The sequence below is a fragment of the Tenacibaculum ascidiaceicola genome, from assembly GCF_047470925.1.
Classification (GTDB): Bacteria; Bacteroidota; Bacteroidia; order Flavobacteriales; family Flavobacteriaceae; genus Polaribacter; species Polaribacter discolor.
On the sequence record NZ_JAZKJP010000013.1, the window covers coordinates 153,161 to 170,854 of the forward strand.

Sequence of the window (17,694 nt, forward strand, 5' to 3'; positions counted from 1 at the left end):
GGAGTATTTCCTCTAAGAAAAGGAGTGTTTAGATTTAAACGCAGATGCTTATTTAGTTTTTTAGGTGGAAAATTAGAAACTTCATCATACTATGAAAGAAATCAATTAATAGATCCTGTTAAATAAGTGTAATAAAAATGAGAAAAAAAATAATTTTCACACTAGTTTTTGTAAGTTGTTTTTCTTGGATATCAGCAATTGTCAATAATTTTAAAGAAATTAAGTTTTTGTATGCTCTATATTTTGATAAAAGCACAATTTATAAAGATGCATTAGTAATTGAGAAGTATTATAATGTAGATGGAGAAGCTACAGATTTATATCACATAGAAGGATATTTAAAAAATAATAAAGAGAAAGTAAAAATTAGAGGAGTAATGTCGTCCTTGGATAAAGACGAAAACGGTAATTTTTTAGTATGGTATTGCAATTTTAAAGGTATTAACTATACTTTAATAAGAGAAAAAGATGAAACGCAAATTCCAAGTTTTTACTTCAATCCTTGGTTTAATTTAGTACTAATGATGTTATTTATACCGTCACTACTTTATTATATACGACTTAAAATATTAGAAAAAATAAAATAATGAGAAAATTAATACTCCCTGTTAACGCGAGAATCTTGCTCGTGACAATGTAGGTAAGAAAAGAGATAAAGAATGAGTAGAAAATATGAATTCCATAACTAATCAGTAGCATGCTTTATAAATTTTGGACTATTCACAAAATTTGATATATTTTTTGATACTACCCAGGTTTTTATTAATCAACCTAAGATAGTTGGTTTTTACACTTTCCTATAAACCTCTTCAAAAGGAATTCTAAAACGTTCTCCATACACTCCTTCGGGTTTACGAATACCACAAGAAACAATCATATTAATTTCTGCACCAAAAGGTAACCCCAGCAAACGTTTTACACGCCAAGTGTCAGAACCTTCCATAGGGCAAGTGTCGTAACCTTCAGCAGTCATAGAGAGCATGAATGTTTGTGCTGCTAATCCACAAGTTTTGTGAGCTACAATGCGCATATCACTATTACGAACTTCTCTATAAATAGGTCGAAATACCCCAACAATAGAAAATAGTATATATTTCAACCAGCCAAAAATTCCTAAGAAATCAAAATACGTGAAAGGAATTAGTTTTCCGTAGTAGTTGCGCGCTACTTTTTCTCTACTTCGTTGTTCTGATTTCGGATTGTCAGCTCCAAAAGTTTTGTCCATAAAAGCTAAATTAGCTTTAGCTCTTTTACGCCATAAATCTTTACGAGTCACAAAAACCACTAGCTGCTGAGCAGTTTTAGCTGCATTTTGATTAAAGCATAATGGAGCCATTTTTTTTATAATTTCCTTATCAGTGATATGATAAAACTCCCATAGTTGCATATTGCTACTGGTAGGAGCTAAACTCGCCTGTTCTAAACATTTTTTTACAATAGAAGTGTCTATCGGTTTTTCAGGGTCGTACACTCTTACCGAACGACGATAGTTGACAGCTTCTGATACGGTTTTTTCACTCATTTACTTGGGGTGTCTTGATTCTTATGTCTACTAATCTTTTGTCTAATAAAACTATCCTAATTTCATTAAGGTTTTTAATTGTTGTAGTTTCCTTTTGTAGGGTGCATATCTAGTAGGAACATCTAGCCATGTTCCGCGAGAAACCACTCCTTTATGATGAGAAAAAGTATCAAAAGTTTTTTTTCCGTGATAACTACCTATACCACTTTCTCCCACGCCACCAAAAGGCAACCTATGATTAGCAAAATGTACTGTAGTATCGTTTATGGTACCTCCACCAAACGAAAAACGCTCAATCATTTTCTTAGCAAATGAATTTCTATTGGTGAAAACATATAAAGCCAGAGGCTTATCATATTTTGCTGTTATTTTTTCAATATCAGCTTCATTTTCATAGGAAATTAGAGGTAAGATAGGTCCAAAAATTTCACCTTTCATTACTTCACTATCCAGACTAGGTTCATCAATTAAGGTAGGGGCAATGTAGCAATCATCTCTATCAGTTTGTCCACCAATTACACACTTTTCATTTTCTAGCATAATGGCTAAACGATCAAAGTTTTTAGTGTTTACGATACGTGGAAAATCAAAGGAATTTTGAGGGTTTTCGCCATAAGCTCTAAAAATTTCCTCCTTAAACTCTTGTATAAACTGTTCTTTTACCGATTTATGAATTAATAAATAATCAGGTGCAATACAAGTTTGTCCACCATTAATAAATTTCCCCCAAACCAAACGCTTTGCAGCTAGTTTGATGTTTGCAGTTTCATCAATAATAGATGGGCTTTTTCCTCCTAGTTCTAAAGTAACTGGAGTTAAGTGATTTGCCGCAGCCTTAGCAACAATTTTTCCTACAGGAACACTTCCAGTAAAGAAAATATAATCCCAACGTTGTGCTAATAATTCTGTAGAAACATCCACACCGCCTTCTACTACGGCCACATGATTTTTATCAAAAACAGCTTCAATGATTTCTTTGGTAATTTTACTAGTGTTGGGTGTTAGTTCCGAAGGCTTTAAAATTACAGTATTTCCTGCTGCAATGGCTCCCAATAAAGGAGCAAATGCTAATTGATACGGATAATTCCAAGGTGCAATAATTAAAACTGTACCATAAGGCTCTTTATAAATTTTTGCAGAAGAAGGGAAGTTTAGTAGAGATGGTAATACACGTTTAGGTTTACTCCAAGAATGAATGTTTTTTATCGCCATTTTTAACTCAGCCAGTACTATAGAAGTTTCAGTCATCACAGCTTCGTATTCTGATTTTTTAAAATCATTATGTAAAGCTTTGATAATATCTTGTTCTCTTGTAATAAGCTCTTTTTGTAGTCTTTTTAAAGCGCTTTTTCTAAAGGAGATATCTTTGGTTTGTTGTGTTGCAAAATAATTTTTTTGCGACTGAACCAATTCGGGAATATTCATAGGTTATATATCTTGTAATTTTTTATTCATTATTGAAAACCATAATGGAGGCACCAAAGCTACGAGCATCATACCTGGATATCCTGTTGGCATTTGAGGACTCTCAGGTAATGATTTTAAGAGTTGATAATGTTTACTTCCGTTATAGTGATGATCGGAATGGCGAGATAAATTAAACAGCATTAACATACCAATTCTGTGATCAGAATTCCATGAATGAGTTCTTTTTACACGTTCATAACGACCTTTTTCGTTTTGTTTACGTAGTAGTCCGTAATGTTCTATATAGTTTACAGTTTCTAATAATAAAATTCCAAAAACAGCTGCTGCTGTAAAAGCAAGTAGCGCATTTAATCCAAAGAGAAAGAAAATACCTACTAATAACAGTATGTTACATATCGTATAGATGAGCATTCTGTTTTGCAGATGAAACCAATTTCTGCCAGAATTTTTTAGACGTCTGTTTTCTGTTTCCCAAGCTTGATAGTAGCTTTGAAAATGAGAACGGATCCAGAATAGATATACTATTTCATTTTTTCTTGCGGTTGCAGCATCTTTAGGTGTAGCTACATTAAAATGATGTCCGGCATTATGATAGGGTAAAAAGTGAGTATCTAAAGATGTTAATAATAAAATCTCACCTAAAAACTCATCAAAACGGTTGTTCCGATGACCTAATTCATGTCCTACATTAATACCAATTACACCACACATTAATCCCATAGCAGAGATTCTTCCTATATATTCTATGGTGGTTAATTGTGCATCTTTCATCATCCATAAAAACCATCCTAAAAAAAGTAATTGAACAGGTACTGTTGTGTATAAGATATAAGTATACAGCTTGTTTTCTTTTTCTTGCTCTTCTTGTTCTTTGTTAAGGTTTTGTTTGTCTGGGTTAAAAAGCAGTTCAAGTAGAGGAACAAACCCAAAAAATACGACTAAAGGTAATAATGTTAACCAACCCATACTCGTAAACGAAATGTATACAGTTATAGGGAGTATTAAGATAGTTAAAAATTTAAGAGCTTTCATCTTACGTGAAATTTGTCTAAATATACAAATTACAAGCAAGCATCCCAAACTGGGTCAGAAGGAGTTGGAGCAGTGATTTTAATAAGTTCTTTACTAACTGGATGCGTAAATTCTATTTTTCGAGCATGTAAATGAATACTTCCATCTTTATTACTCCTTTTAGCGCCATACTTTAAATCACCTTTAATAATAGCACCAATATTAGAAAGTTGTACACGAATTTGATGATGACGACCTGTTTCTAAGTCAACTTCAAGTAACGAATAGTTATCTAATTTTTTAAGTGTTGTGTAATGTAAGGTAGCTTTTTTACTTCCGTAAACTTCTTTGTTGTAGGCTGTAGACTTATTGTTCTTTGGATTCTTTTTTAAATAATTTGTTAAAGTGTCAGTAGCTTTTTTAGGTTGTTGTTGAACAATTGCCCAGTAAGTTTTTTTGATGGTTTTGTCACGTAACATTTTATTCAAACGTTCTAAAGCTTTAGATGTACGTGCATAAATAACAATGCCGGAAGTAGGTCTGTCTAAACGATGAACAGTTCCTAAATAAACATTACCAGGTTTGTTATATTTTTCCTTAATATATTCTTTAACTACATCAGAAAGAGGTTTATCGCCTGTTTTATCGCCTTGTACGATATCGCCAGCACGTTTATTAACCACAATAATATGGTTGTCTTCATGTAAAACCTGTAAGTTTTCTTTAGTAGAGTGCATATTAGGAGTTACCTTAAGGTTACTAGAAGAACTATTTGAAGTTCTCAGCTACGTCCTCATTTACCTGATCAATAAAACTTAAAAACTCATCGCGTCCCATTCCAGTAGAAGAAGAAGTTACAAAAGACATTGGTAATTCTTCCCAATACTTCAATAATTTCTTTTTATAAGCAGTAATTTGTTTATTAAGTTTAGAGCTACCTAATTTGTCTGCTTTGGTAAAAACGATACAGAAAGGAATACGGTTTTCACCTAAAAACTGCATAAACTCTAAATCTATTTTCTGCGGATCATGGCGAGAATCAATTAAAACAAAGGTACAAACCAGCTGTTCACGCTCTTTAAAATAATTTTCAATAAAGAATTGAAAAATTTGTCGCTTCTTTTTAGATACTTGAGCATAACCATACCCTGGAAGATCCACTAAAAACCATTCATCATTAATTTTGAAATGGTTAATAAGTTGAGTTTTTCCTGGTTTACCAGAGGTTTTTGCTAAATCTTTTCGCTCCATCAACATGTTGATTAACGAAGACTTACCAACGTTTGAGCGGCCAATAAAAGCATACTCAGGTATTCTGTCTTTAGGAGCTTTGGTAACATTACTGTTACTCATTACAAATTCAGCAGATTTTATTTTCATACTATAATTAAGCTAGTTTAGCTGTTGTTATATTTCGCGTTTAGAAAGCCAGCTTTCTAAAATTTCATTAAACTCTTCTGGAGTTTCCATCATAGCTGCATGCCCACATTTATCTATCCAAAATAAATCAGCATCAGGTAAGAGTTTTTTGAAGTCTTCAGCAACTTCTGGTGGAGTAACGCTGTCTTGTTTTCCCCAAATTAAACAAGTAGGTTGTTTCATGTTGGGTAAATCTTTAGCCATATTATGACGAATTGCACTTTTTGCAATAGCTAATGTTCTAATCAATGTATTTCTATCGTTAATAACATCATACACTTGATCTACAAGTTCGTCTGTGGCAATTGCTTTATCATAAAAAACATCTTGTGCTTTTTTTCTAACAAACTCTTTGTCACCTCTTTTAGGGTAGCTATCTCCCATAGAGTTTTCGTATAATCCTGAACTACCTGTTAAAACCAATGCTTTGACATCTTCAGGATAGTGTTTTGTATAATATAAAGCGATATGTCCGCCTAAAGAATTTCCTAATAGAGTAACATTTTTAAGTCCTTTGTGCTCTATGAAATCATGTAAAAATTTAGCTAAATTCTTTACGTTGGTTTTAAGGAGAGGTAAAGTGTATAAGGGTAATTCTGGAATAAAAACTTGATATCCTTTTTTTGAAAGATGATTAAAAGTGGAGTTAAAATTACTTAAAGCACCCATTAGTCCATGAAGAATGATAATTGGGCTTCCTTCTCCTGCTTCAGCGTATATAAATTTGTCTTCTTTCTTTAAAAATTCAGTCATTATGTTTCTGATTTGACTTAACCACAAATGTAGTTCTTTTTTATCACTTTTTCATTTTTATTATTTCGTGTACAACGGCGATATAGAAGTCTTTTAGTATCAGTTTTTTAGCTCAAAAACCAAAACTTATCAACAATGTGGTAAAAAGTGGTAAAAAGTGGTAAATATTTTTTATTTTTGATGCAAACTATAGTTTCTTTACGTGATAAATTTAATTGGAACATATGAGTGCAAGGTAGATGCGAAAGGAAGGTTGATGATGTCGTCAGCGTTCAAGAAGCAGCTGTCTTCTGTGTTACAAGAAGGTTTTGTGATTAAACGCTCTGTGTTTCAGTCTTGTTTGGAGTTGTATCCGATGCAAGAGTGGAATTTAATGATGGCAAAAATCAATAAACTAAATCGATTTGTAAAGAAAAATAATGATTTTATCAGAAGGTTTACTGCCGGTGTAAAAATGGTGGATGTAGATGCTTCTGGAAGGATATTGATTCCGAAAGATTTATGTCAATTTGCAGGAATAGAAAAGCAAGTAGTGCTTTCTTCTGCAGTGAATATTATTGAGATTTGGGATAAGGATAAGTACGAAAAAGTAATTGATGATGCTGTTGTTGATTTTGCTGAATTAGCAGAGGAAGTAATGGGTAATACGGAAGCAGATGAGTTATCATAGTCCAGTTTTGTTGAAAGAAAGTGTAGAAGCACTTAATATAAAGGAAGACGGAGTGTATGTGGACGTCACCTTTGGAGGAGGAGGGCATTCTAGAGAAATATTGAGTCGATTAGGAGAAAAAGGAAAGTTGTTTGCTTTTGATCAAGATCCAGATGCGCAGCAAAATAAAATTGACGATCCGCGTTTTGTGTTGATTGGTGAGAATTTTCGATTCATATCTAGGTTTTTACGCTTTTACGGTGTTAGGAAAGTAGACGGGATATTGGCTGATTTAGGTGTGTCGTCGCATCAATTTGATGAAGCTGAAAGAGGGTTTTCTACTCGTTTTGATGCAGATTTAGATATGCGAATGGATCAAAAGTCTGAGTTGTCAGGAAAAAAAATCATCAATACATATACTGAAGAAGATTTAGCAGATGTGTTGTTTTTGTATGGAGAGTTGCGAAATGCAAGAACTTTAGCTAAAACAATTGTTGAAGCAAGGGAGGATAGAGAGATTAATACAAGTTTTGAGTTAAAAGAGGTGCTGCAAAGATTTTTACCAAAAGCCAAAGAGCATAAAATTCTAGCACAAATTTTTCAAGCAATACGAATAGAAGTAAATCAAGAGTTGGAAGTGTTGAAGGAATTTTTACAGCAGATTCCAGGTTTGTTGAATGAGGATGGGCGATTGAGTGTGATTTCATATCACTCGTTAGAAGATAGGTTGGTGAAGCGATTTATAAGAACAGGTTTGTTTAGTGGTGAGCCAGAAAAAGATTTTTATGGTAACATCAATGTGCCACTTAAAAAGGTTGGTAAAATGATAATACCAACAAAAGAAGAAATTAAAGAAAATAACAGAGCACGAAGTGCGAAACTAAGAATAGCAACATTAAAGTAATGTCTAAGGTAAGGAAGAGTATATACGATCTTTTAAGAGGGAGTTTTCTTACGGACGAAAGCTCATTTAAAAACTGGCGGATCTTGATTTTTGTTGTAGTGCTGTTGTTAATAATGATATATAGCTCGCACAGTGCAGATGCAAAAGTGGTGCAAATAGCAGAGCTTAATAAGAAGAAAAGAGAATTGCGGGCTGAAGATGTGGATACGAGTACTGAGCTAATGAGGATGAAGTTAGAAAGTAGTATTCGAGATAAAGTAAAAAGTAAAGGGTTGTTCCCCGCAAAAAAACCGCCCCAAAAAATAAAAGTAACATATAATAAAGAGTAATATAAAATGGTAGTAAAAAAAGGCATATTAAACAAACTCTATGTGATTGTTGTTTTAATGACGCTTTTCTTTGTAGTTATCATTTTTAGACTTTTTAAACTTCAATATGTAGAAGGGGATAAGTATAGAAAGCTTTCTGAGGAAAAAACAGTTAAAAACGACACTATTTTTGCGAATAGAGGTAATGTGTATGCAGCAGATGGAAATTTGCTAGCAACATCAATGTCAAAATTTACCATTCGTATGGATGTGGTAGCGGTGGATTCAGAAGTTTTTGAGAAAAATATTCGTGCACTTTCAGAATCACTTTCAGGTTTACTAGGTAAGCCAGCTAGTTACTACCAAAAGAAGTTGCGTAATGCAAAAAAACGTAGAAATCGTTATTTGTTAATAGCTCGTAATGTAGGGTATAATGACTATGTGAAAATGAAAAGCTTCCCTATTTTTAATAGAGGGGTGTATCGAGGAGGTTTTATAGCGGAGCAAAAAACAGTTCGTGTGCATCCTATAGGTAAAATAGCTGAGCGTACTATTGGGTATGATGATTACAGAGGAGGAGCAGGAATTGAAGGAGCTTTTGCAGATTATATGCAAGGAGAAAATGGTTGGCGTTTAAAGCAAAAAATTGCGAAGGGACAATGGAAGCCAATTAATGATGTAAACGAGAAAGAACCAATAGATGGTAGTGATGTAATAACAACAATAGATGTGAATATTCAAGATATTACACATCATGCTTTGTTAAGAGAGATGGAGTATTTTGAAGCAGATCATGGGTGTGCTGTGGTGATGGAAGTAGAAACAGGAGAGATTAAGGCGATATCTAATTTGGGAAGAACTTCTAAAGGAAAATATTACGAAAAAAGAAATTACGCTGTTTGGGAGAGTCACGAACCAGGGTCAACTTTTAAGTTGGCTAGTTTAATGGTTGCGCTGGAAGATAAAGTTGCTGATACATCAACTGTGGTAGATTGTGAAAAAGGAAGGATTTATATTAATAATCGTAAAGTAGAAGATAGTAAGAGAGGGGGGTACGGAAAAATATCCTTAGGAAGAGTGTTTGAGGTTTCTTCAAACGTAGGAATTGTAAAAACGATACAAAAGCATTACGATAAGAATCCGAAAAAATTTACCGATAAAATTAAGTCGTTTGGTTTAGATCAATTGACAGGTGTAAAAATAAAAGGAGAAGGAAAACCTTATATACCAGAACCAACAGAAAAAAGTTGGAGTCCAATTTCATTAGAGTGGATGGCTTGGGGGTATGGAGTTTCTCTTACACCATTGCAAACATTAGCGTTTTATAATGCAGTGGCAAATAATGGAAAGTTAGTGAAGCCATATTTTGTTAAAGAGTTAAGAGTAGGAGGTAAAGTAGAAAAAAGCTTTGGAACAGAAGTAGTAAAAGAAAAAATAGCATCACAAGAAACCTTAGATAAGGTTCGAAAAGTGATGGAGAATACTATAAAATACGGAACAGGTAAAGGGATCTATTCACCAAACTTTTCTATGGCAGGAAAAACAGGGACTGCAAAAAAATATATTCCAAGAACTAAAAATGCCAAGGGAGAGTACGAAGGAGGTTATTATTCAAATCAAAAATATGTAGCTTCTTTTGCAGGATTTTTCCCAGCTGATGAACCAAAATACTCTTGTATAGTGGTGGTTCACAGTCCTAAAAAAGAAAAAGGATATTACGGGGCTACGGTTGCTGCTCCTATATTTAAAGAAATAGCTCAAAAAATTTATACTTCAACAGCAATCAATAATCAGTTTGTTTCTGATGATATTTCAGAAGAAGTTCTCGATAAAGAATATCAAGAATACTATCAAAAACTAAGGAAGTATAAAACTATTATGCCTAAAGTAATAGGTATGAGCGGAATGGATGCGGTTGCATTATTAGAGAATATGGGATTGAAAGTTAAGTTTTCAGGAGTAGGAAAAGTAACAGAGCAATCTGTAGAAAGAGGAGTTAAAGTCTCAAAAGGTGCAACGATATATTTAAAATTATCATAGTTGAAGAAATTAAAAGACATATTATATAAGGTAGCTGTAAAAGAAGTTTATGGGAATACAGATATTGATATAAACAATATTCAGTTCGATAGTAGACAAATACAGGAAGATGATGTCTTTGTTGCTCAAAAAGGAGTGACGGTAGACGGGCATCAGTTTATAGCAAAAGCAGTATCGCTGGGTGCTAAGACTGTTATCTGTGAGTCTTTACCAGAAGATAAAAATGAAGAGGTTACCTATATTAAAGTAGAAGATTCTAATGCTGCATTAGCAATAATAGCAGCAAATTATTATAACAACCCGTCAAAAAGCTTGCAATTAGTAGGAGTAACAGGAACAAATGGTAAAACTACAATTGCAAGCTTATTGTATCAATTGTTTAAAAAAGCAGGGTATAAAGTAGGGTTGTTGTCAACTGTGCGAGTGATGGTTGATGATGAAGAGTATAAGGCAACACACACAACACCAAACTCAGTAGCGATAAATAAATATTTATCAAAAATGGTTGAGGCAGGGGTTGATTATTGTTTTATGGAAGTAAGCTCTCATGGAATTCATCAAAAACGTACGGAAGGATTAGAGTTTACAGGAGGTGTGTTTACGAACTTATCTCACGATCATTTAGATTATCACGAAACATTTGCGGAATATCGTGATGTAAAAAAATCGTTTTTTGATTCGTTACCAAAATCAGCATTTGCTTTGGTGAATATAGATGATAAAAATGGGCAAATAATGTTGCAAAACACGAAGGCGAATAAACAAACTTATGCACTTAAAACAATTGGAGAATTTAAAGCAAAAGTATTAGAGAAACGTCTTTCAGGAACTTTGTTAACAATTAACGGAGTAGAACTTTGGACAAAGTTAATAGGAGAATTCAATGCATATAACTTGTTAGCTATATATGGAGTAGCAGAGTTGTTAGGGCTTGAAAAGATAGAGATTTTACGAATCGTAAGTGAACTAGAAAGTGTAAGTGGAAGATTTCAGTACACAGTTTCAGATGAAGGAGTTACGGCAATAGTAGACTATGCACATACACCTGATGCATTAAAAAATGTATTACAAACTATTAATGACATTCGAACAGGTAATGAAACCGTAATTACAGTTGTAGGTTGTGGCGGAGATAGAGATACAACGAAGCGCCCAAAAATGGCATTAATAGCATCTCAGTTAAGTGATCAAGTTGTTTTTACCTCCGATAATCCTAGAACAGAAGATCCGCAATCAATAATTGATGAAATGGAAATAGGAGTTGCGGCAGAAAATTATAAAAAAACACTATCAATAGTAGATAGAAGGCAAGCTATAAAAACGGCGTGTAAGCTAGCTGTTTCTGGAGATATTGTACTTATTGCAGGAAAAGGGCATGAAACCTACCAAGAAATAAATGGTGTTAGGCATCATTTTGATGATTTAGAAGAAGTAACCAACTATTTTAATCAACTAAAAAAACACTAACGAATGCTGTATTATTTATTTCAATATTTAGAAAGTGAATTTAGCTTAACAGGGGCAAGTGTGTTTCAGTTTATCACATTTCGATCTGCAATGGCGTTCATATTATCTCTGTTGATATCAACTATTTTTGGTAAAAAAATCATCAATTACTTAAGAAGGCAACAAGTAGGTGAAACAGTAAGGGATTTAGGTTTAGATGGACAAGTACAAAAAGCAGGAACACCAACTATGGGTGGTGTAATTATAATCCTTGCAACATTAATTCCTGTATTGTTCTTAGCAAAACTAGAAAATATATATATCATTATTCTATTAATAACCACTGTTTGGATGGGGCTTATTGGTTTTGCTGATGATTATATCAAAGTATTTAAAAAAGATAAGGCTGGATTAAAAGGAAAGTTTAAGGTTTTAGGACAAATAGGATTAGGTGTAATCGTGGGATCTATGCTGTATTTTCACCAAGATGTAACCATAAAAGAACAATTACCTACTTCAGAACAAGTTGTGCAAGTAGATGGTAAAAAGAAAGTGTTTGGAGAAGCGCACAAATCAACAAAAACAACAGTCCCTTTCTTGAAAAACAATGAATTAGACTATGCTAAAGCATTGAGTTTCTTAGGAGATGGATATGAAAAATATGGATGGATAATTTTCATTTTTGTTACCGTTTTTATTGTCACGGGAGTTTCAAACGGCGCAAACTTAACTGATGGTATTGATGGTTTAGCAGCAGGATCATCAGCAATTATGGTGATAACACTGGCAATTTTTGCTTGGGTATCAGGGAATATCATTTTTGCAGATTATCTGGATGTAATGTATATCCCAAAATCTGGAGAAATGACCGTTTTTATTTTAGCTTTCGCAGGAGCATTAATCGGGTTTTTATGGTATAATACCTATCCAGCACAAGTGTTTATGGGTGATACTGGAAGTTTAACTATTGGGGGTATCATAGCGGTTATAGCAATTGCCATAAGAAAAGAATTATTACTACCAGTTTTAGCTGGAATATTTGTGGTTGAGAATTTGTCGGTAATACTACAAGTTTCGTGGTTTAAGTACACAAAGAAGAAGTTTGGAGAAGGAAGACGAATATTTAAAATGTCTCCTCTACATCATCACTATCAAAAACTAAATTATCACGAAAGTAAAATTGTAGTACGCTTTTGGATTGTAGGAATTTTGTTAGCGGTATTTGCCATAGTAACATTGAAGTTAAGATAAATGAAAAGATTAGTTGTGCTTGGAGGAGGAGAAAGTGGTGTAGGAACAGCGCTTTTAGGAAAACAAAAAGGGTATGAAGTTTTTGTTTCAGATAAAGGAAGTATAGCAGAACGGTATAAAAAAGTTCTTTTACATAATTCAATCGATTTTGAAGAAAATCAGCATACAGAAGATAAAATTCTAAATGCTGATGTGGTGATGAAAAGTCCTGGAATTCCAGAAAAAGTTGCACTTGTGCAAAAGTTAGTTTCAAAAGGAATTAAAGTGATTTCAGAAATAGAATTCGCTTCGGAATTTACCAATGCAACCATTGTGGGAGTTACAGGCTCAAATGGTAAAACAACCACAACGATGCTAATACATCATGCGTTAAAAAAAGCAGGCTTAAATGTAGGAGTTGGAGGAAATATAGGAGATAGCTTCGCTGAACAAGTGGTTGATGATAAGTATGACGGATATGTGTTGGAATTAAGCAGTTTTCAGTTAGATGGAATTGAAAAGTTTAAACCACATATTGCAATAATTACAAATATAACACCAGATCATTTAGATCGATATGAATATGAATTTGAAAACTATATAAACTCAAAATTCAGAATTACAAAAAATCAAACAAAAGATGATTTTTTAATATACGACGCCGATGATGAAGCAATTCAAACTTGGTTAAAAAATAATAAAACAGAAGCAACGCTAGTGCCATTTTCAATGGAAAAAGAATTAGAGTACGGGGCTTTTTTAAGACAAGACACAATAATAATGAAAATTAATACAGAAGAAAAATTAATGAAGGTTTCTGAACTAACATTACAAGGAAAGCACAACACTAAAAATGCAATGGCTACATCTATGGCTGCAAGGTTGTTAAAAGTAAGAAAAGAAACAATCGCAGAAAGCCTGTCTGATTTTGAAGGTGTAGAACATCGTTTAGAAAAAGTGCAAAAAGTAAATGGAATTGAATTCATTAATGATAGTAAAGCTACCAATGTAAATGCAGTTTTTTACGCATTAGAATGTATGGATAATCCAACAGTTTGGATTGTAGGAGGAGTTGATAAAGGAAATGATTATACAGATTTATTACCTCTAGTTAGAGAAAAAGTAAAAGCGATAGTTTGTTTAGGATTAGATAATCAAAAAATCATAGATACTTTTGCTAATGTAGTAGATGTAATGGTGGAAACAGCCGGAGCAGAAGAAGCAGTAAAAGTAGCTTATAAAGTAGCGCAAAAAGGAGATACAGTATTGTTGTCACCAGCATGTGCTAGTTTCGATTTATTTGAAAGCTATGAAGATAGAGGAAGAAAGTTTAAAGAAGCTGTAAGAAATATATAACGCACATTAAAGATTGATGAAAAACATCTTTCGACATATAAAAGGAGACCGAGCCATTTGGGCTATAGTTGCAGTGTTGGCAATATTTTCATTTATGCCGATATATAGTGCAAGTACCAATTTGGTGTATGTAGTTGGTAACGGTTCTACCTTAGGACATTTGGTAAAGCATATTGTATTGTTGATTACCGGGTTTGCGGTAATTTATGGAGTGCATAAAATTCCATACAGATATTTTAGTGGAGGCTCTGTTTTAATGCTACCTGTTGTTGTTTTATTGTTGGTTTTTACCTTGGCACAAGGAACTACTATTGGAGGAGCCAATGCAAGTAGATGGATTCGTATTCCGTTTGTAGGTATTGGATTTCAGACCTCTACATTGGCGGGCTTAGTGTTAATGGTGTATGTTGCACGATACTTAGCGAAAAATAAAGAAAAAGTAATTTCTTTTAAAGAAAGTCTATTACAGTTGTGGCTACCTGTAGGTTTAGTGCTAGTGTTAATATTACCAGCAAACTTCTCAACTACAGCTATGGTGTTCTTTATGATTTTAATGGTATCGTTCATTGGGGGATATCCATTAAAATATATAGGATATATATTAGGAATAGGTCTTTTTGCTTTTCTATTTTTCATCTTAGTAGCTAAGGCATTTCCCGAAGCAATGCCTAACCGTGTGAATACATGGAAAAGCAGGATTGAAAGCTTCTCTCAACCAGATGGTGAAGAAGATTATCAAGTAGAAAAAGCTAAAATAGCAATTGCAACAGGAGGAGTGATAGGGAAAGGGCCAGGAAAAAGTGTGCAAAAAAACTTTTTACCCCAATCTTCTTCTGATTTTATTTATGCAATTATTGTTGAAGAATATGGTTTTGCAGGAGCAATAGTGGTAATATTTATTTATTTTTTATTGCTTTTCAGAATTTTAATAACCGCCAAAAAGGCTACTACCATATTTGCAACCTTGTTGGTTGTTGGTGTGGGAATTCCTATTGTTTTTCAAGCAATGATTAACATGGCAGTAGCAGTGAATATTTTACCAGTAACAGGACAAACACTCCCGCTAATTAGTAGTGGAGGTACCTCTATTTGGATGACATGTTTCGCATTAGGAATGATTTTAAGTGTAAGCGCTTCTAAAAACGAAACTGAAGAAACAATTTTAGATGATAACCCTTTAGATATTTTACATGAAACAATCGATTAATATCATAATAAGCGGTGGAGGTACAGGAGGTCATATTTATCCTGCAATAGCAATTGCTAACGAAATAAAAGTTCGTTACCCAGAAGCTAATATTTTGTTCGTAGGAGCAAAAGATAAAATGGAAATGGAAAAAGTTCCGCAAGCAGGATATGAAATCAAAGGATTGTGGATTTCAGGAATCCAAAGAAAACTAACTTTAAAGAATTTAATGTTTCCTTTTAAACTATTAAGTAGTTTATGGAAAGCATATAGAATTATACGAAAATTTAAACCAGATGTAGCTGTAGGTACAGGAGGTTTTGCAAGTGGACCAACGTTGATGGTTGCTAATAGAAAAGGAATTCCAACCTTAATTCAAGAACAAAATTCGTATCCAGGAATAACAAATAGATTGTTAGGTAAAAAAGCGCAAAAAATATGTGTTGCATACGATAATTTAGAGCGTTTTTTTTCTGAAGAAAAAATTATAAAAACTGGAAATCCAGTTCGTCAAGATTTACTATTTATTCATACTAAAATAGAAGAAGGGAAAGAGTTTTTTGAATTAGACACTTCAAAAAAAACCATTTTAATATTAGGCGGAAGTCTTGGTGCTCGTAAGATAAATCAGTTAGTTGAAGCAAATTTAGACTTCTTTAAAAAACAAGGAGTCCAATTAATATGGCAATGTGGTAAGTTATATTTTGAAGAGTATAAGAAATATGATGAACTAGAAAATGTTCAAGTACATCAGTTTTTGAATAGGATGGATTTAGCCTATGCTGCTGCCGATTTTATTGTGTCAAGGGCAGGAGCAAGTTCAGTATCAGAATTATGTATAGTGGGTAAGCCAACTATTTTTATACCGTCACCAAATGTGGCAGAAGATCATCAAACAAAAAACGCTAAGTCTATTGCAGATAAACATGGAGCCTTAGTAGTAAAAGAAAACGAGCTTGATACCTTCCCAGTGGTATTAGAAACCTTGTTAAAAGATAAAGGGAAACAAGAAAGTTTAAGTGAAAACATTAATGAGTTAGCGTTACCAAATGCAACAAGTAATATCGTTAACGAAATAGAAAAATTAATCAGTTAGTGAATTTAAAAACGATACATAACGTTTATTTTATTGGTATTGGTGGAATAGGAATGAGTGCCATAGCTCGTTATTTTTCTGTCAATGGAAAAGTAGTAGTAGGCTACGATAAAACACCAACACCTATCACTAAAAGTTTAGAAGAAATAGGAATAGAAGTTCATTTTGAAGATGCTGTAAAAAATATTCCAATTTCATTTTTAAATAAAGAAAAAACATTGGTGGTGTATACACCAGCAGTTCCTAAAAATCATTTACAATTAAATTATTTTAAAGATAACGGATACACAGTCTTAAAAAGAGCAGAAGTATTAGGAGAAATTACTAAGAATACTTTTTGTTTGGCTGTAGCGGGAACACATGGAAAAACAACAACATCTTCAATTTTAGGGCACATTATGCAACCTGAAAAAGCTACTTCGTTTTTAGGAGGAATTGCAGAAAATTACAATTCTAATTTAATTCTAGGAGGTGATGAAGTTTCAGTTGTTGAGGCTGATGAGTTTGATCGTTCGTTTTTAAAATTATCACCAAATATAGCTTGTGTAACTTCTATGGATGCAGATCATTTAGATATCTATGGAGAAAATGAATTGTTACAGCAATCATTTAGAGATTTTGCAGGTAAAGTTTCTGATACTTTGATTGTAGCAAAAGGATTACCATTAGAAGGGTTAACTTATGCTGTAGAAGCAGCAGCAGATTATAAAGCTTATAATGTAAAAATAGAAGAAGGTAAATATGTTTTTGATGTAAAAACACCAACATCAGAAATTAAAAATATAGCATTTCATTTACCAGGAAATCATAACATGATGAATGCTTTAGCGGCCCTAGCTATTGCAGATGTATATGGAGTGTCATTAGAAAAAATTAAAAAACAGTTAGGAACTTTTAAAGGGGTACAGCGTAGATTTTCTTATAAAATAAAAACTGAAGATGTTGTGTTGATTGATGATTATGCACATCATCCTACTGAAATAAAAGCAGTAGCGCAATCTGTTAGAGAAATGTATCCAAAAGAAAAAGTTTTGGCTGTATTTCAACCACACTTGTTTAGCAGGACTAGAGATTTTGTAGATGATTTTGCAGAAGCATTATCATTGTTCGACGAAGTGCTATTATTAGATATTTATCCAGCTAGAGAATTGCCAATAAAAGGAGTTACTTCTAATTGGTTATTGGAAAAAATAACCATTGATACTAAAAAGTTAGTGTCGAAGGAAAAATTAAGCAACGAAATCATAAAGTCAGAGTCAAAAATAGTGGCAATGTTAGGTGCAGGAGATATTGGTTTATTAGTTGATGAAGTAAAAAATAAATTAGAGGAAAAACACAAAAAATAG

General features: G+C 33.2%; 17 protein-coding genes. 11 read left to right on the forward strand and 6 right to left on the reverse strand.

Features of this window, described 5'->3' with window-relative positions; genetic code table 11:
• Positions 1 to 137 precede the first annotated feature (137 nt).
• Positions 138 to 587 carry a hypothetical protein gene (locus VBY68_RS15305; protein ID WP_415270226.1) on the forward strand — a complete coding sequence of 150 codons (450 nt, stop codon included), beginning with the start codon at positions 138 to 140 and terminating at the stop codon, positions 585 to 587.
• Between the two features lie 200 nt (positions 588 to 787).
• Here VBY68_RS15305 and VBY68_RS15310 read toward each other — a convergent pair whose 3' ends face one another.
• The 6 genes from VBY68_RS15310 to VBY68_RS15335 are packed head-to-tail and all read right to left on the reverse strand — an operon-like array spanning position 788 to position 6,133.
• Positions 788 to 1,522, reverse strand: a complete 735-nt coding sequence (locus tag VBY68_RS15310) for a nitroreductase family protein (RefSeq protein WP_415270227.1) — start codon at positions 1,520 to 1,522, stop codon at positions 788 to 790.
• 51 nt (positions 1,523 to 1,573) lie between these two features.
• Positions 1,574 to 2,947: an aldehyde dehydrogenase gene (locus VBY68_RS15315; RefSeq protein WP_415270228.1), complete on the reverse strand. Its 1,374-nt coding sequence runs from the start codon at positions 2,945 to 2,947 to the stop codon at positions 1,574 to 1,576.
• Between the two features lie 3 nt (positions 2,948 to 2,950).
• Positions 2,951 to 3,982 (reverse strand): alkane 1-monooxygenase, encoded by a 1,032-nt coding sequence (locus VBY68_RS15320; RefSeq protein ID WP_124590508.1) that lies wholly within the window; start codon positions 3,980 to 3,982, stop codon positions 2,951 to 2,953.
• A 29-nt stretch (positions 3,983 to 4,011) separates the two neighbouring features.
• The gene (locus VBY68_RS15325) at positions 4,012 to 4,698 is read right to left on the reverse strand and encodes an RluA family pseudouridine synthase (protein WP_124590510.1); all 687 of its coding nucleotides are present in this window, start codon (positions 4,696 to 4,698) and stop codon (positions 4,012 to 4,014) included.
• A 31-nt stretch (positions 4,699 to 4,729) separates the two neighbouring features.
• Positions 4,730 to 5,341 carry a ribosome biogenesis GTP-binding protein YihA/YsxC gene (gene yihA, locus VBY68_RS15330; protein WP_099215559.1) on the reverse strand — a complete coding sequence of 204 codons (612 nt, stop codon included), beginning with the start codon at positions 5,339 to 5,341 and terminating at the stop codon, positions 4,730 to 4,732.
• Positions 5,342 to 5,368: 27 nt separating this feature from the next.
• The gene (locus VBY68_RS15335) at positions 5,369 to 6,133 is read right to left on the reverse strand and encodes an alpha/beta fold hydrolase (RefSeq protein ID WP_099215558.1); all 765 of its coding nucleotides are present in this window, start codon (positions 6,131 to 6,133) and stop codon (positions 5,369 to 5,371) included.
• Between the two features lie 202 nt (positions 6,134 to 6,335).
• Here VBY68_RS15335 and mraZ point away from each other — a divergent pair, with 202 nt between their 5' ends.
• Genes mraZ through murC form a run of 10 tightly spaced genes read left to right on the forward strand, consistent with a single transcriptional unit; the run spans position 6,336 to position 17,694 of the window.
• Positions 6,336 to 6,803: a division/cell wall cluster transcriptional repressor MraZ gene (gene mraZ / locus VBY68_RS15340; RefSeq protein WP_124590512.1), complete on the forward strand. Its 468-nt coding sequence runs from the start codon at positions 6,336 to 6,338 to the stop codon at positions 6,801 to 6,803.
• Positions 6,790 to 7,686: a 16S rRNA (cytosine(1402)-N(4))-methyltransferase RsmH gene (rsmH, locus tag VBY68_RS15345; RefSeq protein ID WP_415270229.1), complete on the forward strand. Its 897-nt coding sequence runs from the start codon at positions 6,790 to 6,792 to the stop codon at positions 7,684 to 7,686. The genes mraZ and rsmH overlap by 14 nt, the downstream gene beginning before the upstream one ends.
• Positions 7,686 to 8,015: an FtsL-like putative cell division protein gene (locus VBY68_RS15350; RefSeq protein WP_099215555.1), complete on the forward strand. Its 330-nt coding sequence runs from the start codon at positions 7,686 to 7,688 to the stop codon at positions 8,013 to 8,015. The genes rsmH and VBY68_RS15350 overlap by 1 nt, the downstream gene beginning before the upstream one ends.
• A gap of 6 nt (positions 8,016 to 8,021) precedes the next feature.
• Positions 8,022 to 10,034: a penicillin-binding protein gene (locus tag VBY68_RS15355; protein ID WP_415270230.1), complete on the forward strand. Its 2,013-nt coding sequence runs from the start codon at positions 8,022 to 8,024 to the stop codon at positions 10,032 to 10,034.
• Positions 10,035 to 11,501, forward strand: coding sequence for a UDP-N-acetylmuramoyl-L-alanyl-D-glutamate--2,6-diaminopimelate ligase (locus tag VBY68_RS15360; RefSeq protein WP_415270231.1), 1,467 nt, complete (start codon positions 10,035 to 10,037; stop codon positions 11,499 to 11,501). It begins immediately after the preceding gene.
• A gap of 3 nt (positions 11,502 to 11,504) precedes the next feature.
• Positions 11,505 to 12,731, forward strand: coding sequence for a phospho-N-acetylmuramoyl-pentapeptide-transferase (mraY, locus tag VBY68_RS15365; RefSeq protein ID WP_099215552.1), 1,227 nt, complete (start codon positions 11,505 to 11,507; stop codon positions 12,729 to 12,731).
• A complete protein-coding gene (gene murD, locus VBY68_RS15370; RefSeq protein ID WP_415270232.1) occupies positions 12,732 to 14,066 on the forward strand; it encodes a UDP-N-acetylmuramoyl-L-alanine--D-glutamate ligase in 1,335 nt (444 codons plus the stop codon).
• A gap of 16 nt (positions 14,067 to 14,082) precedes the next feature.
• Positions 14,083 to 15,273, forward strand: a complete 1,191-nt coding sequence (locus tag VBY68_RS15375; protein WP_121147781.1) for an FtsW/RodA/SpoVE family cell cycle protein — start codon at positions 14,083 to 14,085, stop codon at positions 15,271 to 15,273.
• Complete coding sequence (gene murG, locus VBY68_RS15380; protein ID WP_121147779.1) at positions 15,257 to 16,348, forward strand: undecaprenyldiphospho-muramoylpentapeptide beta-N-acetylglucosaminyltransferase; 1,092 nt, start codon at positions 15,257 to 15,259, stop codon at positions 16,346 to 16,348. Before VBY68_RS15375 ends, murG begins: the two co-directional genes overlap by 17 nt.
• On the forward strand, positions 16,348 to 17,694 hold the full coding sequence (gene murC, locus VBY68_RS15385) for a UDP-N-acetylmuramate--L-alanine ligase (protein ID WP_415270233.1): 1,347 nt from the start codon (positions 16,348 to 16,350) through the stop codon (positions 17,692 to 17,694). The genes murG and murC overlap by 1 nt, the downstream gene beginning before the upstream one ends.

Coding starts and splice junctions, on each gene's coding strand:
- VBY68_RS15305 (WP_415270226.1), top strand. CDS start 138: ATGAGAAAAAAAATAATTTTCACACTAGTTTTTGTAAGTTGTTTTTCT.
- VBY68_RS15310 (WP_415270227.1), bottom strand. CDS start 1,522: ATGAGTGAAAAAACCGTATCAGAAGCTGTCAACTATCGTCGTTCGGTA.
- VBY68_RS15315 (WP_415270228.1), bottom strand. CDS start 2,947: ATGAATATTCCCGAATTGGTTCAGTCGCAAAAAAATTATTTTGCAACA.
- VBY68_RS15320 (WP_124590508.1), bottom strand. CDS start 3,982: ATGAAAGCTCTTAAATTTTTAACTATCTTAATACTCCCTATAACTGTA.
- VBY68_RS15325 (WP_124590510.1), bottom strand. CDS start 4,698: ATGCACTCTACTAAAGAAAACTTACAGGTTTTACATGAAGACAACCAT.
- yihA (WP_099215559.1), bottom strand. CDS start 5,341: ATGAAAATAAAATCTGCTGAATTTGTAATGAGTAACAGTAATGTTACC.
- VBY68_RS15335 (WP_099215558.1), bottom strand. CDS start 6,133: ATGACTGAATTTTTAAAGAAAGAAGACAAATTTATATACGCTGAAGCA.
- rsmH (WP_415270229.1), top strand. CDS start 6,790: ATGAGTTATCATAGTCCAGTTTTGTTGAAAGAAAGTGTAGAAGCACTT.
- VBY68_RS15350 (WP_099215555.1), top strand. CDS start 7,686: ATGTCTAAGGTAAGGAAGAGTATATACGATCTTTTAAGAGGGAGTTTT.
- VBY68_RS15355 (WP_415270230.1), top strand. CDS start 8,022: ATGGTAGTAAAAAAAGGCATATTAAACAAACTCTATGTGATTGTTGTT.
- mraY (WP_099215552.1), top strand. CDS start 11,505: ATGCTGTATTATTTATTTCAATATTTAGAAAGTGAATTTAGCTTAACA.
- murD (WP_415270232.1), top strand. CDS start 12,732: ATGAAAAGATTAGTTGTGCTTGGAGGAGGAGAAAGTGGTGTAGGAACA.
- VBY68_RS15375 (WP_121147781.1), top strand. CDS start 14,083: ATGAAAAACATCTTTCGACATATAAAAGGAGACCGAGCCATTTGGGCT.
- murG (WP_121147779.1), top strand. CDS start 15,257: ATGAAACAATCGATTAATATCATAATAAGCGGTGGAGGTACAGGAGGT.